This window comes from Pseudoalteromonas piratica, from assembly GCF_000788395.1.
Classification (GTDB): domain Bacteria; phylum Pseudomonadota; class Gammaproteobacteria; order Enterobacterales; family Alteromonadaceae; genus Pseudoalteromonas; species Pseudoalteromonas piratica.
Window position 1 is genome coordinate 2,225,240 of record NZ_CP009888.1, and the last position, 23,935, is coordinate 2,249,174.

19 protein-coding genes are annotated in these 23,935 nt (G+C 39.4%); 13 read left to right on the forward strand and 6 right to left on the reverse strand.

The window, feature by feature from the left end; all coding sequences use genetic code 11:
• Positions 1–7: 7 nt before the first annotated feature.
• Entirely contained in the window at positions 8–2,278 is a 2,271-nt protein-coding gene (gene clpA, locus OM33_RS10375) for an ATP-dependent Clp protease ATP-binding subunit ClpA (RefSeq protein WP_038641466.1), read from the forward strand.
• Between the two features lie 62 nt (positions 2,279–2,340).
• Here the strand turns inward: clpA and infA are convergent, their stop codons facing one another.
• The 4 genes from infA to trxB form a co-directional block, all read right to left on the reverse strand.
• Complete coding sequence (gene infA, locus OM33_RS10380) at positions 2,341–2,559, reverse strand: translation initiation factor IF-1 (protein WP_010560183.1); 219 nt, start codon at positions 2,557–2,559, stop codon at positions 2,341–2,343.
• Positions 2,560–2,648: 89 nt separating this feature from the next.
• Positions 2,649–3,359, reverse strand: coding sequence for an arginyltransferase (locus OM33_RS10385; protein WP_038641469.1), 711 nt, complete (start codon positions 3,357–3,359; stop codon positions 2,649–2,651).
• Positions 3,352–4,071, reverse strand: a complete 720-nt coding sequence (gene aat, locus OM33_RS10390; RefSeq protein WP_038641471.1) for a leucyl/phenylalanyl-tRNA--protein transferase — start codon at positions 4,069–4,071, stop codon at positions 3,352–3,354. The genes OM33_RS10385 and aat overlap by 8 nt, the downstream gene beginning before the upstream one ends.
• 41 nt (positions 4,072–4,112) lie before the next feature.
• Entirely contained in the window at positions 4,113–5,066 is a 954-nt protein-coding gene (gene trxB, locus OM33_RS10395) for a thioredoxin-disulfide reductase (protein WP_038641473.1), read from the reverse strand.
• 245 nt (positions 5,067–5,311) lie between these two features.
• Here trxB and pssA point away from each other — a divergent pair, with 245 nt between their 5' ends.
• Positions 5,312–6,637: a CDP-diacylglycerol--serine O-phosphatidyltransferase gene (gene pssA, locus OM33_RS10400; protein WP_038643262.1), complete on the forward strand. Its 1,326-nt coding sequence runs from the start codon at positions 5,312–5,314 to the stop codon at positions 6,635–6,637.
• 70 nt (positions 6,638–6,707) lie between these two features.
• Here the strand turns inward: pssA and ald are convergent, their stop codons facing one another.
• A complete protein-coding gene (ald, locus tag OM33_RS10405; protein WP_038641475.1) occupies positions 6,708–7,826 on the reverse strand; it encodes an alanine dehydrogenase in 1,119 nt (372 codons plus the stop codon).
• A 147-nt stretch (positions 7,827–7,973) separates the two neighbouring features.
• Here ald and lrp point away from each other — a divergent pair, with 147 nt between their 5' ends.
• The 11 genes from lrp to OM33_RS10460 all read left to right on the forward strand — a co-directional run bounded on the left by lrp (position 7,974) and on the right by OM33_RS10460 (position 22,080).
• Complete coding sequence (gene lrp / locus OM33_RS10410; RefSeq protein ID WP_038641477.1) at positions 7,974–8,441, forward strand: leucine-responsive transcriptional regulator Lrp; 468 nt, start codon at positions 7,974–7,976, stop codon at positions 8,439–8,441.
• 96 nt (positions 8,442–8,537) lie between these two features.
• Complete coding sequence (locus OM33_RS10415) at positions 8,538–11,129, forward strand: DNA translocase FtsK (protein ID WP_038641478.1); 2,592 nt, start codon at positions 8,538–8,540, stop codon at positions 11,127–11,129.
• A 1-nt stretch (position 11,130) separates the two neighbouring features.
• A complete protein-coding gene (lolA, locus tag OM33_RS10420; RefSeq protein WP_052140974.1) occupies positions 11,131–11,814 on the forward strand; it encodes an outer membrane lipoprotein chaperone LolA in 684 nt (227 codons plus the stop codon).
• Positions 11,807–13,150, forward strand: a complete 1,344-nt coding sequence (locus tag OM33_RS10425) for a replication-associated recombination protein A (protein ID WP_038641480.1) — start codon at positions 11,807–11,809, stop codon at positions 13,148–13,150. Before lolA ends, OM33_RS10425 begins: the two co-directional genes overlap by 8 nt.
• Entirely contained in the window at positions 13,137–13,523 is a 387-nt protein-coding gene (crcB, locus tag OM33_RS10430; protein ID WP_038641482.1) for a fluoride efflux transporter CrcB, read from the forward strand. Before OM33_RS10425 ends, crcB begins: the two co-directional genes overlap by 14 nt.
• A 6-nt stretch (positions 13,524–13,529) precedes the next feature.
• Positions 13,530–14,822: a serine--tRNA ligase gene (serS, locus tag OM33_RS10435; RefSeq protein WP_038641484.1), complete on the forward strand. Its 1,293-nt coding sequence runs from the start codon at positions 13,530–13,532 to the stop codon at positions 14,820–14,822.
• 239 nt (positions 14,823–15,061) lie between these two features.
• Entirely contained in the window at positions 15,062–16,312 is a 1,251-nt protein-coding gene (locus OM33_RS10440) for an efflux RND transporter periplasmic adaptor subunit (RefSeq protein ID WP_038641485.1), read from the forward strand.
• A gap of 12 nt (positions 16,313–16,324) precedes the next feature.
• Positions 16,325–17,047, forward strand: coding sequence for an ABC transporter ATP-binding protein (locus OM33_RS10445; RefSeq protein WP_038641487.1), 723 nt, complete (start codon positions 16,325–16,327; stop codon positions 17,045–17,047).
• Position 17,048: 1 nt separating this feature from the next.
• Entirely contained in the window at positions 17,049–19,439 is a 2,391-nt protein-coding gene (locus OM33_RS10450; RefSeq protein ID WP_038641489.1) for an ABC transporter permease, read from the forward strand.
• A 6-nt stretch (positions 19,440–19,445) separates the two neighbouring features.
• Positions 19,446–20,813, forward strand: coding sequence for a sigma-54-dependent transcriptional regulator (locus OM33_RS10455; protein ID WP_038641491.1), 1,368 nt, complete (start codon positions 19,446–19,448; stop codon positions 20,811–20,813).
• Positions 20,803–22,080, forward strand: coding sequence for a sensor histidine kinase (locus tag OM33_RS10460; RefSeq protein WP_038641494.1), 1,278 nt, complete (start codon positions 20,803–20,805; stop codon positions 22,078–22,080). Before OM33_RS10455 ends, OM33_RS10460 begins: the two co-directional genes overlap by 11 nt.
• 112 nt (positions 22,081–22,192) lie before the next feature.
• On the opposite strand, the gene OM33_RS10465 is transcribed toward OM33_RS10460, so the two are convergent.
• Positions 22,193–23,917, reverse strand: a complete 1,725-nt coding sequence (locus OM33_RS10465; RefSeq protein ID WP_038641496.1) for a proline--tRNA ligase — start codon at positions 23,915–23,917, stop codon at positions 22,193–22,195.
• Between the last annotated feature and the right edge of the window lie 18 nt (positions 23,918–23,935).

Consider the following 23,935-nt stretch of genomic DNA (forward strand, 5'->3'; position numbering starts at 1 on the left):
GTTTATTATGCTTAATAAAGACTTGGAAATTACCTTAAACTCCGCATTCAGAGAAGCGCGTAGTCGTCGTCATGAATTTATGACGGTGGAGCACTTACTGTTAGCGCTCTTAGATAATCCATCTGCAATCGATGCATTATCGAGTTGTGGTACTGACCTGCAATCATTAAAAATTGCGCTTTCTGATTTTATAGATGAAACCACACCGCTTATTCCTGAACTTGAAGAGGAACGAGAAACACAGCCAACTCTAGGTTTTCAACGTGTTCTTCAACGTGCTGTTTTTCATGTTCAATCTTCCGGTAAAAGCGAAGTAAATGGCGCTAATGTGCTTGTTGCTATATTCAGTGAACAAGAGAGCCAAGCTGTATATCTGCTCAAAAAAAGCGATATCACGCGTCTTGATATCGTTAATTATATTTCGCATGGTATTTCTCGATTAGATGAAGAAGAGAATCATCATAGTAATGACGAAGAGCAAGAGATTGAAAGCAATACTGAACAAGGTGTTGACGAAAAATCGAAGCTTGAGAACTTTACGACTAACTTAAATACCCAAGCTGAACTAGGCTTGATAGATCCACTGATTGGCCGTGATAGTGAAATTGAACGCACGATACAAGTATTGTGTCGTCGTAAGAAGAATAACCCTTTACTTGTTGGTGAAGCAGGTGTTGGTAAAACAGCGATTGCCGAAGGGCTTGCATATCGCATTGTTAATGAGCAAGTACCTGAAGTGATTTCAGATGCGACTGTTTTTTCACTTGATATGGGCGCACTACTAGCGGGCACAAAATACCGCGGCGACTTTGAAAAACGTTTCAAGGCATTATTAAAACAGCTTCAGCAGCACAAAAACGCAATCTTGTTTATTGATGAAATCCATACAATTATCGGTGCCGGTGCGGCCTCTGGTGGTGTCATGGATGCGTCTAACCTAATCAAGCCGTTGCTTTCAAGTGGTAAGCTTCGCTGCATGGGCTCGACCACTTACAATGAATTTAAAAACATTTTTGAGAAAGACAGAGCACTTGTTCGTCGCTTCCAAAAAATAGATATTGTTGAGCCTTCTATTGCAGATACCACAAAAATATTAATGGGCTTGAAAGAACGTTACGAAGAGCACCATGGTATTCGTTACACGCAAACGGCATTAAAAGCTGCAGCTGAACTCTCTGCTAAATATATCAACGAACGTCATTTACCTGATAAGGCAATTGATGTGATTGACGAAGCAGGGGCGAGCCAACGCCTTTTACCAGCATCACGTCGCAAAAAAACAGTCACAGTATCGGACATTGAGCACATTATTGCCAAAATCGCTCGTATCCCAGAACAAAATGTATCAAATTCAGATAAGCAAGTACTGCAATTGCTTGATCGTAATTTAAAAATGGTGGTATTTGGTCAAGATGATGCCATTGATGCATTAAGTGCTGCAATCCGATTATCGCGCTCGGGATTATCAAGTGAAGATAAGCCTATTGGTTCATTCTTATTCGCGGGACCTACAGGAGTAGGTAAAACAGAAATTACAAAACAACTCGCAAAATGTCTCGGTGTTGAGCTAGTTCGATTTGATATGTCTGAATACATGGAAAAACATGCGGTTAGCCGTTTAATTGGTGCGCCTCCTGGTTATGTTGGCTATGAGCAAGGTGGCTTATTAACAGATGCGGTAATTAAGCAACCTCATTGTGTTGTGCTGCTTGATGAAATCGAAAAAGCGCACCCTGATATTTACAATGTGCTACTACAAGTGATGGATCACGGTACGCTAACCGATAACAATGGTCGTAAAGCTGACTTCAGAAATGTGGTATTAGTAATGACCACAAATGCTGGTGTACAAGAAACCATTCGTAAATCAATTGGTTTCAAACAACAAGATCACAGTCATGATGCCATGAGTGAGATCAATAAAACCTTTACACCTGAATTTAGAAACCGTTTAGATAATACAATTTGGTTTAATCACTTAGATGAAAAAGTAATACTGCAAGTTGTCGATAAGTTTATTGTCGAACTGGAATCTCAATTGGATGCTAAATCGGTATCGATAGAAGTAACCGAGCCTGCACGTAAATGGTTGGCGAAAGAAGGTTATGACAAAGCAATGGGCGCGCGTCCGATGGCACGTTTAATTCAGGAGAAACTGAAAAAACCACTTGCTAATGAAATCTTGTTTGGTGAATTATCTGATGGTGGCAATGTTAAAGTCAGCATTAAAGATAAGCAGCTGACATTTAGCTATCAAAAAGAAAGTGTAGAAGCTTAAAAGCTATTCAATAAAAAGCCCGCTTTAAGCGGGCTTTTTTATATTCGATACCGTTAAACTAATTAACGTGCACGGAATACAATGCGACCTTTTGAAAGGTCATATGGCGTTAACTCAACCGTAACCTTGTCGCCTGTTAAAATACGAATATAGTTTTTGCGCATTTTACCAGAAATGTGTGCAACAACCACGTGACCGTTTTCTAATTCAACGCGGAACATAGTGTTAGGGAGTGTGTCAAGGACCGTGCCTTGCATTTCAATTACGTCTTCTTTCGCCATATTGAGCGTATAACCTCAGTTGTATTCTTTAAAGCTGCAGATTTTGCCGAAAACCCATGCATAAGTAAAGAGCTCATTGGTAATTCGAGCTATTTTTTAATATCTAAGTGCCAAACGTTATTATTAAGTTTTTGGTAAGGCTTAAATTTAGTTTTGTAATTCATTTTTCTGCAAGCATCGATTTGATAACCTAAATATAAAAAGCGTTTATCGAGATGTTTTGCATATTCAATTTGTTTAAGGATCATCATAGTCCCTAGACTAAACTCTTCGTACTCTGGGTCGAAAAACGTATAAATGGCGGAAAGAGATTGTGAAAGAGTGTCAGTAACAGCAACAGCGATTAATCTATCTTCTTGCCATAATTCTAAATAATGAATAGTAAGCCAGCGGCAAGTTAAAAAACTCTCATACTGTTCAATTGAAGGAGGAAACATTGCGCCATCATGATGGCGTAAAAGAATGTATTTTTCATACAAGGTGTAATAAATATCTTTACTTTGGTGACTTACTTCAAATCTAAACTGCTTACTTTTATTAAGTATTCTTTTTTGAGATTTGCTCGGGGTAAATTCAGACACTTCCAGACGAATTGCTTTACATGCATCACACTTAGGGCAGTGCGGTCGGTATATTTGATCGCTAGAACGGCGAAATCCTAACGCTAATAGGTGCTCAAATTTCTGTTCTGTATAAAATTCGTGATCAAGTACAACCAGTAAACGCTCTTGTTCTGTTTCTATGTAGCTACATGGAAATTGTTGGCTGATCCCAAGTTTTACAGGCAAATGTTCAGTCATAAATCCCTATTAATTGTTGTGGTTGCCACATTGCAGTATTCGGCGTAAATGTATTCTTAGTGTTAAGTTTAGCTAAAAAATCACTTCTTGAAATTGTCGTTACACCCAGTGAGGTCAAATGTGGGTTTTCAATTTGGCAATCAATAAAATTCACGTTATTGTTTTTTAGATGATTATGTAGTGCCCAGAATGCAAGTTTCGAACAATTACTTTCAAAGTGAAACATCGATTCACCGCAAAATACATGGTCAACCATAATGCCATATAACCCACCAACCAGTTCATTCCTTAAATTATAAACTTCAATACTATGTGCAAGTCCTAATTGATGAAGAGCAATATAAGCTGACTTCATATCTGACGTAATCCAAGTACCTTCTTTAGCTTCTCGTTGCTTTATGCAGTTATTTATTACACCAACAAAATTCCTATTTATATGTATGGTGTATTTGTTCTGTTTAGCTAGCTTACGCAAACTACGACTTACTTTAATTTGTCCAATATTGAGAATGGCACGTGAACTCGGGCACCACCACATAATAGGCTCACCTTGATTAAACCAAGGGAAAATACCATTTTGATAGGCATTAGTTAGCCGAGCAGTGGATAAATCACCGCCAATAGCGAGTAAGCCGTCTGGCTCTGTCAAAGCAAGATTTGCAGGAGGAAATTGAGTTGATAATGAATCGAGTAGTGTTAGTTGTGCTGTCATAAAAAAGGCTGCGTTAATTGCAGCCTTCAGTGTAACGAATTTTACTTAAGATTGTCTAGGTAGCGTTCTGCATCAAGCGCTGCCATACAACCGGTACCTGCTGAGGTAATAGCTTGGCGATAGATATGGTCACTTACATCACCTGCAGCAAATACACCTTTAACACTTGTTTGGGTTGCATTACCATTTAAACCAGATTCAACGACAAGGTAACCGTCTTTCATTTCTAGTTGACCTTCAAACATACCGGTATTTGGAGAGTGGCCGATAGCAATAAATACGCCGGCAACATCAATCTCGTTTGTTGATTCGTCTGACGTTGACTTAGTGCGTAAACCAGTAACACCCATATCATCACCAAGTACTTCATCAAGTGTTTGATTAAGGTGAAGTGTAATGTTGCCGTTTTCAACTTTGTCCATTAAACGATCTGTTAGGATCTTTTCACTTCGGAAAGTGTCACGACGGTGAATTAGGTGAACTTCTGAAGCAATGTTTGAAAGATAAAGCGCTTCTTCAACAGCTGTGTTACCACCACCCACAACCGCAACTTTTTGATTGCGATAAAAGAAACCGTCACAGGTTGCACATGCTGAAACACCACGACCTTTAAATGCTTCTTCAGAATCTAGACCAAGGTAACGTGCTGATGCACCTGTTGCAATAATAAGTGCGTCACATGTATAAGTACCCGAATCACCCGTTAAGGTAAATGGACGGTTGTTCACATCAACGGTATGAATATGATCAAAAATAATTTCTGTTTCAAAGCGCTCTGCATGTTCTTTCATACGCTCCATTAGCGCAGGTCCGGTTAAACCGTGTGCATCACCAGGCCAGTTCTCGACTTCTGTCGTAGTTGTTAACTGACCACCTTGCTGCATACCTGTGATTAATACAGGGTTTAAGTTAGCTCGTGCAGCGTAAACTGCGGCTGTGTATCCAGCAGGACCCGAACCTAAAATAAGTAATTTACTGTGTTTGCTTGCGCTCATGGCATTTCCTAATTAATACTGCTTTTGCTAATTAATGCGGTTGATTCTATTAAAAACAAGTCAGATGTAAATTATTTTACGGAATTTGATATTACCAACTTCTGCAAAGCGTCAATTTAACGTAACACTCGTCGTAAATTTAGCCACTTAGGCAATCTTTGATGTAAAAATTGTGCGTTTAATCTAATAATTTGTTATGTTGACGCTTTTAAATAACTTTGATGCTACAGGATAACAGCGTGCGTTTGGATTTTTGGCAAAAAGAGCCAAGCTTTAAACTAGAGAGCGAGCAAATTTCAATTCTGCTTGATGCGGCTTCTTATCGAGCAAAATTATTATCACTAATCAAATTTGCTCAACAGCGTATTGTTATTACAGCGCTTTATTTACAAGATGATGAAGCTGGAAGAGAAATACTTGCAGCATTACATGCTGCATCCAATGCGAACCCTAATTTACGTGTCGATGTTCTAGTAGACTATCACCGTGCACAACGTGGCTTGATTGGTGAAGCCGAAAGTGAAGGGAATGCAGGGCTTTATTATCAAGAGCTTCAATCACACCAAAACAATGTAAGAATATTTGGTGTACCAGTTAAAGGTAAAGAAGTATTTGGTGTTTTACACCTTAAAGGCATGGTGATTGACGACACTGTTTTATATAGTGGGGCAAGTCTCAATAATGTTTATCTACAATATGAATCGCGATATCGCCTAGACCGTTATTTCACTATTAACAATTCATCGCTTGCTAATGCTTTTTTAAAATTTATCGATGATGAACTAATTTCATCACATGCCGTTATTCGACTGGATCAGCGCCCAATTAAAAAGTTAGCTCAATGCAAGTCAGATCACAGAGCTTTAATGAAGTCATTGAAGCGAGCTAAATACCCAAGCAGCACTACAGCACAGTCGGGTACGATAGATAGCTTTTTATTTTTAGGCTTTGGCCGCCGTGGTAACATGCTTAACCGCGCGATAAAAAACCTGTTTGAATTAGGTGAAAAGGAATTAGTACTTTATACCCCGTATTTTAATTTCCCTGCACCATTACTTAGAGTACTTAGAAAGAAGTTAAAACAAGGGCTTAAGGTTAGCATCGTGGTTGGTGATAAAACCGCAAATGATTTTTACATCTCTCCCGATAAGCCATTTAGTAAAATTGGCGCATTACCCTATTTATATGAAACCATCTTAGCCAAATTTCTCAAACTCAATGACAAATACGTGCAATCGGGACTATTAAACGTTTACCTCTGGCGTCATGAGACGAACTCATTCCATCTTAAAGGTATTAGTGTCGACAATCGTTATCAAATGATGACGGGTCACAATCTAAACCCGAGAGCGTGGGGGTTAGATATAGAAAATGGAATTTTATTTGATGATGCCGAAGGTGTGTTGACTGAGCAACTAGAACAAGAAAAACAACAGATCTTAACCCATTGCACAAAACTTAATAGTTACAAAGAGCTTGAATCAATGCATCAATACCCAGAGCCAGTAGCTAAATTATTAGGTCAAGCTAAACGTGTAAAAGTGGACTTTATTATCAAACGTTTTATCTAAGTGCTTTAAACATAAAAATTACGCAATAAAAAAGCAGCTTTCGCTGCTTTTTTTGATGTCTGTAGTTTATTTAGCTGTTTAAAGCATCTACTGGTGATACGTATTCCATGTTGAAGCCTTCAGCAACTTCTTTACACGTTACTTTGCCTTTAAATACGTTCAAACCGTTCAAGAAGTGTGAGTCTTCAAGTAACGCAGCTTTGTAGCCTTTGTTAGCAAGCTTAATAATGTATGGAAGTGTCGCATTATTAAGTGCAAAGGTAGAAGTACGTGGAACCGCACCTGGCATATTTGCTACACAGTAGTGAACAACGTCATCAACAATGTAAGTTGGCTCAGCGTGTGTTGTTGCTTTTGACGTTTCAATACAACCACCTTGGTCGATTGCAACGTCAACAATTGCAGCACCTGGCTTCATGCGTTTGATGTGGTCAGCAGTAACTAGTTTTGGTGCTGCTGCACCAGGGATTAAAACGCCACCAATTACTAAATCCGCTTCTAAAACATGCTTTTCAAGGGCATCAGCTGTAGAGTAAACAGCTTTAACACGGTTACCGAATTGCGCGTCAACACGACGTAATACATCAACATTGCGGTCAAGAACAACCACATCTGCACCCATGCCTACAGCCATTTGCGCAGCGTTGTTACCTACCATACCCGCACCAATAACAACTACTTTTGCAGGTTCTACACCAGGTACACCACCAAGCAGCATACCGCGACCAGCATTTGATTTTTCAAGTGCCTGTGCGCCAGCTTGAATTGACATACGGCCAGCAACTTCTGACATAGGAGCAAGTAATGGTAGACCACCACGTGCGTCTGTTACTGTTTCATATGCAATACAAATCGACTTAGACTTAATAAGGTCTTCTGTTTGAGGAAGATCTGGTGCTAAGTGTAAGTAAGTGAATAGAATTTGGTCTTCACGTAACATAGCACGTTCAACAGCCTGCGGCTCTTTCACTTTAACAATCATGTCAGCTTTAGCGAAAACTTCTTCCGCAGTATTCAGGATTTCTGCACCTGCTGCTTCATAATCTTCATTTGTGAAGCCAATACCAATACCTGCGTTTGCTTCAACAAAAACACTGTGGCCGTGATTGATTAACTCACGAACACTTGCCGGAACCATACCTACACGATATTCGTGGTTTTTAATTTCTTTAGGTACACCGATAATCATAAATTCACCTTACTTTGAACTGTGGTATTAGATAACACTATTATATCTAGGTTAAATTAGGTGATGTAACTTTATTTAATTGAAAATGAAACATAAAACACTATACAATTAAAATATAAAGTATAAATAACTAATTTGGTTAAGCTAGTGTTAGATCGTATTGATAAAAAGATAATAGTCGAATTACAAAAAGATGGCAGAATATCAAATGTTGAATTAGCAAGGCGTATCGGACTGAGTGCAACGCCCTGTTTAGAGCGAGTAAAGAAACTCGAAAGGGAAGGGTATATCAAAGGCTACAAAGCAATTGTTGACCCTAAAAAGGTTGGAATGGCATTACTTGTTTATGTCGAAATTACGTTAACAAAAACGTCACCCGATGTTTTTGAAGAGTTTAGCCAAGCGGTAAAAACACATGATGAAATTCTGGAATGTCATCTAGTTTCTGGTAACTTTGACTTCTTATTGAAAACTCGCGTAACAGATATGTCTGCCTATCGAGATTTGTTAGGGGATATTCTCCTGCGATTGCCAGCAGTTTCCGAAAGTAGAACGTATGTTGTCATGGAAGAAGTGAAAAGTGATGATGTTTCGCTTCTAAAAGTAGCACCGTAGTAATAGAATAGTGATGCTATTTTCTTGCGATTGATTCAGTCGCTATGACATTCAAGATAAATAGCTGGAGTATAAAAAGAATAAAGGGGAGTTGTAATGCGCCTGAACGGTGTTCAAAGACTATTAGAAGCAGGCCTTATTTTAACAACTGCACTCGCAGCGTTTGTTTTAGTTGCTTTATTAACATTTGATCCTGTGGATCCATCTTGGTCACAAACGGGTGACTATATAAAAGTTAAAAATTTAACGGGCACAGCAGGGGCGTGGACCGCTGATTTATTGTATTTCAGTTTTGGCTGGTTAGCGCTTTTGGTACCGGTAATTATTCAAGGCTTAGGTTACTTACTTTTCAAAAAGACTCATCAAGTTTTCAAACTAGATTACTTAACACTCTCTTTGCGCGTCGTTGGTCTCGTATTATTTGTTATCTCGTCTACTGCAATTAGCAGTATTAATTTTGATGACTTTTATGAGTTTTCATCAGGCGGAGTAATAGGGGATGTGTTCGCCAATGCGATGTTGCCAGCCTTTAACTTTACGGGCACGAGTATTATTTTACTGTGTTTCTTTTTCTCAAGTTTAACCCTTTTAACTGGCGTTTCGTGGGTTCAATTTGTTGACCAAATAGGTCAGTTGGCAATGAATGCTGTGGTTTATATAAAAACACTCATTTCTCGTTTTAAAAATCAAGAAAAACCAGTTAATGCTGCTAAATCTATGTCTAATGAACAAGTACAGCAAACACCCAAACAAGTGAGTTACCATGTGGATGAATTGCCTGAAGCAAACTTAGAGCCAGAAGAATTACCAAATGAGCCACCAGTTCAACAAGAACAAGTAAAAGCGATTGAACCTACGTTTGGTGAACAAGCTCTTGACGCAACCCCTCTCGAAGACACGGCAATCAACGAAAAACCGAATAAAGGTGATACTCATCCTGCGCTAGCACAATTTGACGAAATGATTAGTGATGATCTTAGCTTCTCAGCTCTGGACGATATTCCATTTGATGACGAACAGCAAACTAAACAGCCTGTTGCTGTTTCTGAGGATTTTTTAAGTACATTAGAACCACAAGTTGATAATCAAACTGCGCTAACAACAGATGTTGTAGAACCAGAAATTAAAAAATCAACCTATGTGAAACCTAAATCGGCTAAAGAACAATTCGAAGATTTGCTAGAGGCAACACCTCCTGCGAGTCCAATGCCAACCCTTGATTTACTTGATAGACCAGACAAAAAAGAAAACCCGATTACAAAAGAAGAACTTGACGCAGTATCTCGCTTAGTTGAAGTAAAACTGCTTGATTTCGGCGTGCAAGCAGAAGTGGTTGGTGTGTATCCTGGTCCAGTTGTTACGCGTTTTGAACTTGATTTAGCGCCGGGTATCAAGGTTGCGAAAATCAGTGGATTAGCGAAAGATTTAGCGCGTTCTCTTTCTGCAGTGAGTGTACGTGTTGTTGAGGTTATTCCGGGTAAAACCTATGTTGGTCTTGAATTGCCAAATCAACACCGTGAAATAGTTCGTCTCTCAGAAGTAATTGGCGCTAAAAAGTTCTCGGATAACCCTTCTGACTTAGCGATGGTGTTAGGTAAAGATATTGCGGGCGTACCTGTTGTGGCGGATCTTGCGAAGATGCCGCATTTATTAGTTGCAGGTACTACTGGCTCAGGTAAGTCTGTTGGTGTAAACGTGATGATTTTGTCATTACTCTTTAAATCAACACCTGATGATGTACGCATGATCATGATCGATCCTAAAATGCTCGAATTATCGGTATACGAAGGAATTCCACACTTATTGTGTGAAGTCGTTACCGACATGAAAGAAGCTGCAAATGCACTTCGCTGGTGTGTAGGTGAAATGGAACGTCGCTACAAATTAATGTCTGCCTTAGGTGTTCGTAATTTAAAGGGTTACAACCAGAAAGTGTTGGATGCGATTGAAGCAGGCGAACCAATCAAAGACCCACTTTGGAAAGACACTGATGGTATGGAAACGGAAGCCCCTGAGCTTGGTAAATTGCCTGCTATCGTGGTAGTAATCGATGAATTTGCTGACATGATGATGATTGTTGGTAAAAAAGTAGAAGAATTAATTGCACGAATTGCACAAAAAGCACGTGCTGCAGGTATTCATTTAGTGCTTGCAACTCAGCGTCCGTCAGTGGATGTGATTACTGGTCTAATTAAAGCAAATATTCCAACCCGTATGGCGTTCCAAGTATCAAGTAAAATTGATTCGCGCACAATTCTTGATCAGCAAGGCGCTGAGCATTTATTAGGTATGGGTGACATGCTTTATTTACCACCAGGGACTAGTGTTCCAATTCGTGTGCATGGCGCATTTGTTGACGATCATGAAGTGCATGCGGTTGTTAATGACTGGAAAGCGCGTGGTAAACCTAATTATGTCGACGAAATACTGAACGGAGAGGCAGTTGAAGATGTCTTACTACCAGGTGAGACTGCTGAAAGCGACGAAGAAAGCGACCCATTATACGATGAAGCGGTTGCATTTGTGATTGAAAGTCGTCGCGCGTCAGTTTCAAGTGTGCAACGTAAATTACGTGTCGGTTATAACCGTGCCGCACGTTTAGTTGAGCAGATGGAAATGTCTGGCATTGTATCTGCACCGGGTCATAACGGCACACGCGAAGTAATAGTACCGAATAATGCAGGATAATATGATTAAAAAACTTTCTTATCTTTTCGCTTTAAGTGTTGCGTTTAGTACGTTACATGCAAGTGCATCAACAGAAAACTTAAATAACTCTTCATCAGTTAATAACACAGCGTCAGATACACTAAATAAGGCACAAACAGAATTAAAAGCTCGTTTAATGCTGCTTGAGAATCTACAAGCGGATTTTAGCCAAAAAGTTTTTGATAATACCGGTGCTGAGATTATGCAAGGCGCAGGCGTGTTAAAAATTAACCGACCAGAAAAACTGTATTGGAAGCAAACTTCACCGGATGAAACTTTGCTGGTATCTGATGGTACAAAAACCTATTATTATGATGAATTTGCAGAGCAAGTAACTATTTTAAATAGCAAACAATTGATAGATAACACGCCGTTTGCTTTATTAACATCTGCAGATGAAAACTTATGGCAAAATTATGCAGTCACGCATTCAAACAATGCATTTGTGATTACCCCAAACAATCAAGGTCAAAGTCAAGTAGAGCGCTTAGAACTAACGTTTTTAAGCGATTTATTAACCTTGATGACAGTGTTCGACAATACCGGACAAACATCTGTCTATGAGTTTACTAACCAACAGCTTAACCAACCTATTGATGATTCATTTTTTACATTCACCATCCCAGCTGATGTGCTAGTAGACGACCAGAGTCAAGGTGAGTAATTTAAGCTTTTCATTTGCCCCTGAAATTAGGCCGCTTGCTGCTCGCATGCGGCCAACACATTTGAGCCAGTATATTGGGCAGAAACACTTATTAGCGCAAGGCTCACCACTTTACAATGCAATTTTGGCCGGTCGCTGCCATAGCCTAATTTTATGGGGACCACCAGGTGTTGGAAAAACCACACTTGCAGAGGTGATTGCCCATCATGCAGATGCTCATGTTATTCGCCTGTCTGCAGTTACATCGGGTGTAAAAGAAATTCGTGAAAGTGTTGCAAATGCCAAAGATCATCTAGCAATGCAAGGTCAGCGCACCCTTTTATTTATTGACGAAGTGCATCGTTTTAATAAATCTCAGCAAGATGCATTTTTACCCCATATCGAAGATGGCACTTTTATTTTTATTGGTGCGACTACGGAGAATCCATCGTTTTCACTTAATAACGCAATTTTATCACGTGCGCGTGTTTACCAACTAAAAGCCCTTGAACAGCCAGACTTAATACAAGCAATACACAGTGCACTTAAAAACGACGAACAGTTACAGCATAAACATATCGAAATCGATGATGCAGCAATTGAAAAGTTGGCTCTCGCAGGAGATGGTGATGCAAGACGCACACTTAACTTACTTGAACAGGCCATTGATATGGCCGATCAACATAATGATACATATCGCGTAACTGACGATGTGCTTGCGCAAGTGCTGCCTGCGCATATTGCAAAATATGATAAAGGTGGTGATTTATACTACGACCTAATTTCTGCATTTCATAAGTCAGTGCGCGGCTCAAGCCCGGATGGCGCGCTTTATTGGCTGTGTCGTATTTTAGCCGGTGGTGGTGACCCGTTCTATGTGGGCAGAAGGCTTTTAGCGATTGCCACCGAAGATATTGGTAATGCCGACCCGCGAGCTATGCAAGTTGCGCTTAATGCATGGGATATTTATCACCGAGTTGGCCCTTCTGAAGGCGAGCGCGCGCTCGCGCAAGCAGCAATTTACCTTGCCTGTGCGCCAAAGAGTAACGCGGTATACACGGCGTTTAAACAGGCCAAGCAAGATATTGCAAATGAACCGAGCTTTGAAGTACCGCATCATCTGCGTAATGCGCCAACCAATCTGATGAAAGACTTGGGTTATGGCGCAGAATATCGTTATGCACATGACGAACCGGGTGCCTATGCTGCAGGTGAAAAGTATTTGCCAGAAGAGTTAGCTGATAGAAAATACTACTCACCGACTGAGCGCGGACTCGAGCAAAAAATTAAAGCGAAACTTGATTTTCTACTTGAGCAAGATGCGCTTTCACCAAGGAAACGGTATGACAGGGATTAAACTTTATCTTTATGTTGCCATGGGCGGTGCAACAGGGGCCTGTTTAAGGTATTTTATTAGTGAATCAATGATAAAACTTTTAGGAAAGGGATTCCCTTTTGCAACCCTGACAGTTAATATTCTCGGTTCATTAATGTTAGGCGTGTTGTACGGCCTATTAGAAAAAGAATTAATTGTTGTTAACCCTGCCAAATCGCTTATTGGCATTGGCTTTTTAGGAGCATTAACAACATTTTCAACTTTCTCGTTGGATACACTTTTGCTGTTACAACAAGGACAATGGTTGAAAGCAACGCTCAATGTATTTTTAAATGTAATTGGTTGTGTTTTTGTTGCCTATTTAGGTATGCAGTTAGCAATGCAAAAAGGTTAAAAAAGAATGTTAGACCCACGATTTTTACGTCAAGATATCGAAGAAGCCGCAGAACGCCTACAAGGCCGTGGTTTTGAATTAAATGTAGCCGAAATTCAAGCGCTTGAAGAAAAGCGTAAGGCACTACAAGTTAAAACACAAGAATTACAAAATGAGCGTAACACGCGTTCCAAAGCAATTGGTCAAGCAAAAGCAAAAGGCGAAGACATTGAGCCATTACTCGCTGCGGTTGGTTCTTTAGGTGATGAGCTAGATGCAGCTAAAAAAGAACAAGACGAAATCCTTGCTGAGCTAAATGCCATTGCTGCAACTATTCCTAACTTACCTGATAGCGAAGTGCCATTTGGTAACGATGAAGACGATAATGTTGAAGTTGTTAAGTGGGGCGAACCAAAACAATATGACTTTGAAGTTAAAGACCATGTTGATTTAGGTGAAGGCCTTGCAAAAGGTTTAGATTTTGAAGCGGGTGTTAAACTCTCAGGCGCACGCTTTACTGTAATGCGCGGAAAAGTAGCACGTATGCACCGTGCTCTTGTGCAATTTATGCTAGATACGCATACAGACACAAACGGTTATACCGAAATGTATGTACCGTATTTAGTTAACAAAGACAGCTTATACGGCACAGGTCAGTTACCAAAATTTGCTGAAGATCTTTTCCACACTGAAGCAATCAGCGAGCACAACGACGGGTTTAGCCTAATTCCTACAGCTGAAGTACCACTTACAAACCTCGGCCGCGATGTTATTTTTGATGAAGCTGAATTACCATTAAAAATGACTGCACACACGCCGTGTTTCCGTAGTGAGGCAGGTAGCTATGGTCGTGACACACGTGGTCTTATTCGTCAGCACCAGTTCGACAAAGTTGAATTAGTACAGCTAGTTAAGCCTGAAGATTCAATGCAAGCGTTAGAAGAGCTAACTAACCACGCTGAAGGTATTCTACAAGCACTTGAACTCCCTTACCGTAAAGTAATTTTATGTACAGGTGATATGGGCTTTGGTGCAAGTAAAACATACGACCTAGAAGTATGGTTACCAGCACAAGATACGTACCGTGAAATTTCAAGCTGTTCAAACATGCAAGATTTCCAAGCACGCCGTATGCAAGCACGTTTCCGTCGTCAAGGTGAGAAAAAGCCTGAGTTACTGCACACACTAAACGGTTCTGGTTTAGCAGTTGGCCGTACACTAGTCGCTATTTTAGAGAATTACCAGCAAGCTGATGGCTCGGTAGTGGTTCCAGAAGTACTGCGTCCATATATGGGTGGCTTAGAAATTATTACTGCATAACAGTTAATAATATTAAAAACCGGCGATATGCCGGTTTTTTTATGCCTGTATAATAAATATTCTCTTCGTTTTTTGTGTTGCGATAATGGGACATATTGGAAATATTTTATGTGTCGAAAATGAGACACTTTTTATTTTCTCATATCGTTCTAAAAACTTAAGTCATTGAAATTTTAGCTGTATTATTTTGGTCTGAAATTTGTAATACCTAAAGCATAGACCTTATAGGAACACGCTTTATGGATATAAAAATAGATAACCGCCCTAGAACGCTAAAAAAGAGATTATTCTATCTCGGTGGTGCCTGCTTGGTATTTAGTTCTGTTATGTTGGTGCGTAATTACACTCAAAATGCCTCAAATTTAGTTAATCGTGATGACATTGTCATTGCGAAAGTACAAGAAGGTGATTTTGCGGTAGATGTGAAAGGCCTAGGTAGTCTAGCACTTGAAAAACGTCATTTAATTACTTCAAATGCAGGCGGCAAGATTGTTGAAGTGTTAGTAAAGCCGGGTGAATATGTTGAACGCGGTCAAATAATTGCGCGCTTAGACAACCCGCAAATAAAAGAGACACTTATTCAAAAAAATAGCCTTTTGCTTAAGATGGTTGCGCAGCATAAAGCAGAGATTGCACAGCAAAAAGCTTATCTTCAAGAAGCTGAAACAACCCACCATGACTCGGAGCTTGCACACAAAGCCAATACAATGGAATGGCAAGCGCAGGCCACCTTAATTGCACAAGGCAATAGCACCATTTCGAAACTTGAACATCAGCGCAGTGAATTTACGGTTAAACGCAGCTTAAAACAACTTGCGTTACAAAAGGCGAAAGTCGCTACTCAAAAAGAAATACTCGTCGCAAAACAGCATGCTCAAGAGGCTGAACAACAAAGTTTGAAATCGGAGATTAGTTTACTTAGTCAACAGATTGCGCAATTAGACGTCGTGTCACCAATTACTGGGCAAATTCAAGATGTGTTTGTTGAACTTGGTATGCAGCTAGCAGGCACAGGCTCAGTTGCAGAAGTTGCCGATCAAACTAAATTGATTGCCAAAATTAATGTCACAGAACTCGATGCGCCCAACGTAAAAGTAGGGCAACAAGCAATGATTGATACCTATTCTTCACGTTTAAAAGCAAATGTGACACGTGTTTCACCTAAAGTAAAAAATGGCCATGTCGAAGTTGAATTGTCACTGGTCGATAAAATTCCATCAGAAGCACGTGATAAATTAAATATTGAGGGAATTATCAATACCAGCTTTAAGTCAAAAACGCTTTTTGTAGCATTACCACGTAACGCGATTGCAGAGAGTAGCAACAATGTGTTCGTAATCAATAAGCATCTAGCAACCAGACAACAAGTACTATTTGGCAGACGTTCGGTAAATCATATCGAAGTACTTGCCGGATTATCTCGCGACCAAGAAATCATTATTTCAGATATGGAAGAATTCATTAACGACACGCAAGTGCTTGTTCGTTAGAAGGACCAAACAATGAAACCAGTTATCACATTAAAAAACATCGAAAAATTATTCAAAACCGATGAAATTGCAACACAAGCACTTAATGGCATTAATTTAGTAGTTAATAAAGGAGAGTTTGTTGCCATCACCGGGCCCTCTGGTTGCGGAAAATCAACGTTACTCTCTGTATTAGGATTGATTGATGAGCCAACAGCAGGGGATTACACAGTTAGTGGCAAACAAGCCGTTAATTTAAGTTCAGACCAAAGAGCACAGATTCGGGCCAATCATATTGGGTTTATTTTTCAGGCATTTAATCTGATTAGTGACTTAAATGTACTCGAAAATGTAATGTTACCATTAACCTATATTGGTGGTTTTTCAGAGCAAGAGATGATTGAAAAAGCACGTAAGGCGCTGATGTTGGTTGACCTTGAAAACCGCATAAATCACTTTCCATCCCAGTTGTCTGGCGGTCAGCAGCAGCGTGTTGCAGTAGCTCGCGCGCTTATAAACGAGCCCGATTTAATTTTAGCAGATGAACCAACTGGTAACTTAGATTCAAAAAATGCGCAACAGGTGTTGCAGTTACTAAAAGATTTACACCTTTCAGGGAAAACAATTTGTATGGTAACCCATGATCTTGAATCTACACATTTTGCAAGCCGCACAATAAATATGCTAGACGGTGCTATTGTTCGTGATAAAAAACAAAGCAGTGAATCGTCACATATAAGTGTGATAGAGGTGTAGTATGGGACTTGTACTTGATTTTCGATACGCCTTGCGAAATATGATTAAGTCATTACGTTTTTCACTGTTAATCATTTTTATTATGGTAGGCAGCTTAACGATTTCGTTAGCTGGCTTTAATTTTGTTCACACGATCGCGTTTTCACATTCAGAATTCAATAACAATGATGACATTCGAATTTTAAAAGTTACTAATAGGTTGTCAGATAAACGCGCGTTTACTTACGAAATGTTAAACAGTTTTAGTGAGCTTGAAGCTGTTAATCAGTTAGATGAATGGATCAGCATAAAACGCTCGCAATTTTGGTTATCTTCTATTAAACGCTCTAATCATTATCGGGGGGCTTACGTAGACTCAGCATTTTTTCGATTTTTAGGTCAAGCACCTGAATTGGGTCGCCCATTTTCCAACAGCGACTTTGACAGTAATGCACCGAATGTAGTTATTATCTCTCATGTTGTGTGGCAAGAGCTATATCAAGGTAGAGAAGATATATTAGGTCAAGCACTTCAAATTGAAGGTAAACCTCATACAATTGTCGGTGTTATGGCCAAACGTAATCACTTTCCTATTTTCTCAAAAGTGTGGTTACCAACTAAAAAGAACATTTTAAAGCCGAACGATGCAATCGATATTCTTTATAAGTTACCGAATCGCAATTTTGAGCAAGCATTTGAAACTCAGTTATCACAATTTTTCTATCACAGTATCAAAGATTCGCTAAGTGAAAGTTCGAAACAGTCTAGCAAAAATGTTTATGTAGAATCGTTAACCATTGTCGAGCTGAATACTGACGGTGAAGCGGTTTTTGTATTTTCGCTTTTTGTCTTCGGTATTGTGCTTGTGTTATTTATTGCTGGCGTAAATATCGGCAATTTACTTTTTGCCAAAATCATGGAAAAACAAAAAGAGTCAGCAATTCGCGCTGCGCTGGGAGCAACGAAAAAGCGCGTAATCCAACAACACATTATTGAGGGCTTGATATATTGCAGTATAAGTTGGGTTTTCACTTTATTGTGCACATCAGTTGCGATACATATTTTAAACTTTCATATGAATATGATGTTTAAAAAAATGCCTTACTGGTGGTACTGGCAACTCAACACTCCCACCGTCTTAGTTTCTTTATTATTGTTATTAATAATTTTTAGTTTTTCAGTGTTGCTACCCGCTTATAAGTCAGCAAATTTTAATATTAACAATGTGCTACGAGATGGCACGCGAGGCGCCATCGGTAAAGAAACCATGTTAATGTCTCGGCGTTTATTATGTATTCAAGTTTCGCTAGTGAGTTTTCTGTTAATGATTGCCAGCACTGTTGGTTATGTGATGTATTCAATAGCGAACAATATTGATGAAGAAAGAGTAAAAGGTGTTTATTCTATTTCTCTAGAGCTGGAAGAGGCGGATAAAATCTCAAGGAATGGTCAGCTCACCCTAATTAATACATTAGCAACTAAACTAAATACCTCTAAGATGATCAATGAAGCTGCATTATATGAGCAAAGAATAAGCGGTGAAGTGTTGTATCCTAGTGGTGAGGTCTTTAATGAAAAGTTTGTTGAAATCAGCGCAGAATCTCAGTTATTTAGCCGTACACTTAAACAGGGCAGAAACTTTAACGAAAACGATAATGGTGAAGCTAAACCGGTAGCGATTATTAGTGAATCCCTTGCAATCGCACTATTTTCTTCAACAGATGTTTTAGGGCAACAATTAAGACTTAAAAATGGAAAGTGGCCCACTGTTGAAATAATTGGTATCGCCTATGATGAGATAAGCGGTGTAGTAGATGATTCTCGTCACGAACTTTATTTAAGTTTAAGGCAAGTTTTACCTGTTGGTAACACTATAAATCTTCGTCTGTTAACTAGAGCAAGCTCTGATGAAACTTTAGAAGAGCTTTATCGAATTACGATGCAATTATCTCAGCCAGTAAATTTAACGTATGTGCTTGACCATCACTATAATCATTTATCAATGATTAACTCTATTCAAGCCATGATATCAGTGTTTTTTATTGTTGGCGGTTTTGCTTTATCGCTGTCATTGATTGGGATTTATGCAATGGGCATTAGTAATATTAACAAATCGCGCTATGAAATTGGTATTCGAAGAGCCATTGGCGCCAAAGACCAAGAAATTTTAATGTTATTTATTAGAAAAAACATTAAACACATTCTAAACGGCATTTTCATATCTTTGATAATATTTGCTATTTTATGCTATCTTGCTGCGGATGTGCTTCGCGGCAATGTGCCCTTGCTGATTATGTTACAAGCTGGATTTTTCACTGTTTTTGTAATATTTATCTCTGTTTGCTTCGCATTATATGTACCTGTAAAACGAGTAGTAAAGCAACAACCATCAGCAAGTTTGAAAATGGATTAACATCAATTGAAAACAATTCTAGTTGTTGACGACTCGCTTGACATTCAAGCGAGTCTTAAATTTTTTTTAGAGGACGAAGGGTATCTTTGTCACGGAGTACTATCTCCTGATACAGCACTGGATTATGTTGCAAAAAACAGTGTTGATTTAGTACTGCTTGATATGAACTTTAGCCAAAATACGACAAGTGGCGATGAGGGGATAAATGCGATTGTAGGCCTCAAAGAATTAGATCCCTTATTGCCTGTTATTGTCATGACAGGTTGGGCAACACTCGACTTGGCAGTGAAAGCATTAACCTCTGGTGCAGCAGATTTTATTGAAAAGCCCTGGCAAGACGAACGCTTAGCCCATGCAATAAAACTTCAGCTAAACGCCCGTCGGGACAAACAAGCATTAGCACGTTTAACCCAAGAAAAACAACGTACAACAGTAAACCAATCAGCCTTACAGGCACACAGCCCGCAAAAGCAACAGGTGTTGAGCCAACTTGAAAATCTTGCGAAGAGTGATATGAATATACTGCTCACGGGCGAAAATGGCACGGGTAAAAGCTATTACGCACAGTATATTCATCAACACTCTAAACGTTCAGGGGCAAGTTTTATCGCTCTCAATATGGGGGCTTTGAATGATGAATTGTTTAACTCCGAAGTGTTTGGCCATAAAAAAGGCGCGTTTACTGATGCAAGTAAGGATCGTTTAGGCGCGTTTACACTAGCAGAAAATGGCACCTTGTTTTTAGATGAAATTGCTAATTTATCAAAGAAATCGCAAGCAAAGTTATTACATGTGCTTGAGGAACGTAAATACTCAGCACTTGGAAGCAGCAAGGTTTTAGAAAACAAAGCACGTATCATATCAGCGACAAATGCAAATTTGGCAAATGCAATTACCGGTGGCGATTTTCGTCAAGACTTGTATTACCGTTTAAATACCATTGAAATCGAAATCCCACCTCTTAGGAATTGCAAAGAAGACATCTTGCCACTCGCTAATTCATTTTTAACACACTTTTGTAACCATTATGATAAATCGCTCAAGTCCTTATCAAAGTGCGCCGAAGATGCTTTACTAACCTATCACTTTCCGGGCAATGTACGCGAGCTTAAACATATTATAGAACGTGTTATTTTTATGGTTGAGGGTGAAGTTGTTATGGCGCATAACTTAATGTTGAGCACGCCTATTAACACTCATTCAAGCCAAAGTCTGCCTTTAGAAGATAACACGCTTAGCTTGGATGAGGTTATCGAGCAGACGATGTTATTAAGACTTGAGTACTTTAATGGTAACGCATCCAAAGCAGCTAAAAGCTTAGGGATGTCGCGCAGTGCTTGGTATCGTAAAATGACAAAATACGATGCAATTTAAGTCTTTATTTTCAGGACGCTGGTTAACGAGTTTACTGTTATTGATGCTGGTGAACTGGTTGTTATTTCGACACAATTACCCAGTATCACTGATTTTACTTATCGATTTAATCGCAATTTTTTGGTTTTTGATAGAAACCTATCGCGACACAGTTGCTAAACAAAATACCATTAATCTTATCGATACATTACTCATCTCCTTACGACAAGGAGACTACTCAATTAGAGCTAATGAAGCTCAAGATAATGCGTTGAGTACAACGGTTGATCATTTAAATGCATTGGCAACAACCATGCAAAACGACCAAAGATTACTTGCAGAACAACAAGACTTATTGAAACAAATTATTGAAAAAGTCGATTTTGCACTGATGGTGTTTAATCAAGAACAGTGTATTTATGAAAATGATTACGCAAAAAATACCTTTAACAATCAGACGCTAAATAGCCGCTGGCAGTGGTATCAAGGTTTATTAGATAAAAGTCAAAATGGACGTGTTAATCTTACCCTGGATGGCAAACAACATACTTTTTTAGTTGAACACTCGATTTGTTACATGGGCGCCGAGCCTTTTACTCTTTTAGTGTTAAAGCAACTTGACTCTATTTTGTACCAACAAGAAAAAGATGCATTACAAAAATTCGTGCGCATCTTAAGCCACGAAATAAATAACACTCTTGCACCGATAGGTACTGTTGCTAGAAGTCTTAATAAGCGGCTGTCGAATGATGTTAATGTGGATAGTTTTGCAACAGGACTCGCCCTTATAAATGAGCGTGCCAACTACTTAAAATCGTTTATGGATAATTATGTGTCGCTTGCCAAATTACCATCAGCGAATAAATCAGTCGAAAGTTGTGATAATTTAAGTAATGAAATTGCTGAAATATACCCGTCAATTCAGATTTCATGTGAAGAAAACCTGCACGGCTTTTTTGATGTTAGCCAAATAAAGCAAGTTTTGTGTCATCTAATTAATAATGCACTAGAAGCACAATCACCACAGCCCCATATTGAATTTTCAATTAATGCTAACCACGGAAAACTTAACTTTAGTGTGTCAGATAATGGACCCGGGTTTTCAAATTTAGCAGATGCGAGTACTGCTTTTTATACAACCAAACAAAGTGGTAATGGTATTGGTTTGATGTTGTCACGCATAATAGTGGAAAATCATAAAGGGCAATTAGTACTTAGTAACAAAGCAAGTGGCGGGGCATTAGTGACATTTTCACTAGAGCGCATAACTGAAAAATCTGTGAAGTGATGTAAGGGATTCAAGGCTATATTTAGCCCAATAGTAAGAGTTAAAGTTGATACGACATAATACAAGAAAACAAAAAAGCCGTCACAAGACGGCTTTTTCATTTAAATGGTAATTAACCTTTTACATGATTTAGTAATACTTCAATAGCTTTGTCTAAATCAATCACTTCTTTCTCGCCAGTAATGCGGTTTTTATATTCGACCTGATTATTGTCTAGGTTACGTTCACCAATAACAAGCGTATGTGGTACACCAACAAGCTCCATATCGTTAAACATGACACCTGGGCGTTCCTTACGGTCATCAAATAACACATCAACGCCAGCTGCTTGCAGATCTGCGTATAGCTTTTCTGCAATTTCAGGAATGCGATGCGATTTGTGCATGTTCATTGGCACAATTGCAAGCTCAAACGGGGCAAGGGCAGTTGGCCATTTGATACCGTATTTGTCGTGGTTTTGTTCGATTGCTGCAGCAACAATACGTGATACACCAATACCATAACAACCCATGGTCATAATTTGGTTTTTACCGCTTTCAGCAAGTACACCTGCTTTCATTGCTTCAGAGTACTTAGTACCTAGTTGGAAAATATGACCAACTTCAATACCACGCTTGATGTTTAATACACCTTTACCGCATGGACTTGCGTCGCCTTCAACAACATTACGAATATCTTCAACAACATAGTTGGTTACGTCGCGGTCGAAGTTAATGCCGCTGTAGTGAACACCATCTTCGTTCGCACCAGCAACAAAATCAGCCATTACAGCCGCTGAGCGATCGACAATAATTGGCATAGTTAGACCAACAGGACCTAGCGAACCAGGTTTTGCACCAGTTGCTTTAACAATGTCTTCTTCCGTTGCAAATTCAAGCGGTGAGTCAACAAGTACAAGCTTTTCAGCTTTGAGTTCATTGAGTTCATGATCGCCACGAACAACTAAGGCTACTAAGCCACGCTCTTCGTTTTCATTAGGTGCACCATAAGCAATTAATGTTTTAACACCGCGATGTGGTTTAACACCGTGTTGTTCTTTTAATTCTTCAATTGTTTTTGCGTTTGGCGTATCAAAACGGTTTAGCTCTTTAGATGGTGCAGGGCGTTCAATACTTGGTGCAACCGCTTCCGCTTTTTCAATGTTTGCTGCGTAATCTGACTCAGAACTAAATGCAATAGCATCTTCACCTGATTCAGCAAGTACGTGGAATTCATGCGAAACAGAGCCACCAATTGAACCGGTATCAGCAATTACTGGGCGGTAATCTAAACCTAGGCGCTCAAAAACATTACAGTAAGCTTGGTGCATTTTTCTGTATGTTTCATCAAGACACTCTTCACTTAAATGGAATGAGTACGCATCTTTCATGGTAAATTCGCGCGCACGCATTACACCAAAACGAGGGCGCACTTCATCGCGTACTTTCGTTTGAATTTGGTATAGGTTGATTGGCAACTGCTTATAGCTGCTGATCTCTTTACGTACAAATTCTGTGATCACTTCTTCATGCGTTGGACCTAACGCGAAAGGACGATTATGGCGGTCATTAATACGTAATAGTTCAGGGCCGAATTGCTCCCAACGACCAGATTCTTGCCATAGATCTGCTGGCTGGATGATGGGCATTAACATTTCAATTGCACCAGCTTTGTTCATTTCTTCACGAACAATGTTTTCTACTTTACGTAGTACTTTTAAACCACTTGGTAACCAAGTGTATAAACCCGATGCTAGTTTGCGGATCATACCCGCGCGTAACATAAGCTGATGGCTGATAATTTCAGCATCAGATGGCGTTTCTTTTAACGTCGCTAAAATATATTGACTGGTACGCATTTGCTTTCCGAAATGTTA

Coding starts and splice junctions, on each gene's coding strand:
- clpA (WP_038641466.1), top strand. CDS start 8: ATGCTTAATAAAGACTTGGAAATTACCTTAAACTCCGCATTCAGAGAA.
- infA (WP_010560183.1), bottom strand. CDS start 2,559: ATGGCGAAAGAAGACGTAATTGAAATGCAAGGCACGGTCCTTGACACA.
- OM33_RS10385 (WP_038641469.1), bottom strand. CDS start 3,359: ATGACTGAACATTTGCCTGTAAAACTTGGGATCAGCCAACAATTTCCA.
- aat (WP_038641471.1), bottom strand. CDS start 4,071: ATGACAGCACAACTAACACTACTCGATTCATTATCAACTCAATTTCCT.
- trxB (WP_038641473.1), bottom strand. CDS start 5,066: ATGAGCGCAAGCAAACACAGTAAATTACTTATTTTAGGTTCGGGTCCT.
- ald (WP_038641475.1), bottom strand. CDS start 7,826: ATGATTATCGGTGTACCTAAAGAAATTAAAAACCACGAATATCGTGTA.
- OM33_RS10415 (WP_038641478.1), top strand. CDS start 8,538: ATGCGCCTGAACGGTGTTCAAAGACTATTAGAAGCAGGCCTTATTTTA.
- lolA (WP_052140974.1), top strand. CDS start 11,131: ATGATTAAAAAACTTTCTTATCTTTTCGCTTTAAGTGTTGCGTTTAGT.
- crcB (WP_038641482.1), top strand. CDS start 13,137: ATGACAGGGATTAAACTTTATCTTTATGTTGCCATGGGCGGTGCAACA.
- serS (WP_038641484.1), top strand. CDS start 13,530: ATGTTAGACCCACGATTTTTACGTCAAGATATCGAAGAAGCCGCAGAA.
- OM33_RS10440 (WP_038641485.1), top strand. CDS start 15,062: ATGGATATAAAAATAGATAACCGCCCTAGAACGCTAAAAAAGAGATTA.
- OM33_RS10445 (WP_038641487.1), top strand. CDS start 16,325: ATGAAACCAGTTATCACATTAAAAAACATCGAAAAATTATTCAAAACC.
- OM33_RS10450 (WP_038641489.1), top strand. CDS start 17,049: ATGGGACTTGTACTTGATTTTCGATACGCCTTGCGAAATATGATTAAG.
- OM33_RS10460 (WP_038641494.1), top strand. CDS start 20,803: ATGCAATTTAAGTCTTTATTTTCAGGACGCTGGTTAACGAGTTTACTG.
- OM33_RS10465 (WP_038641496.1), bottom strand. CDS start 23,917: ATGCGTACCAGTCAATATATTTTAGCGACGTTAAAAGAAACGCCATCT.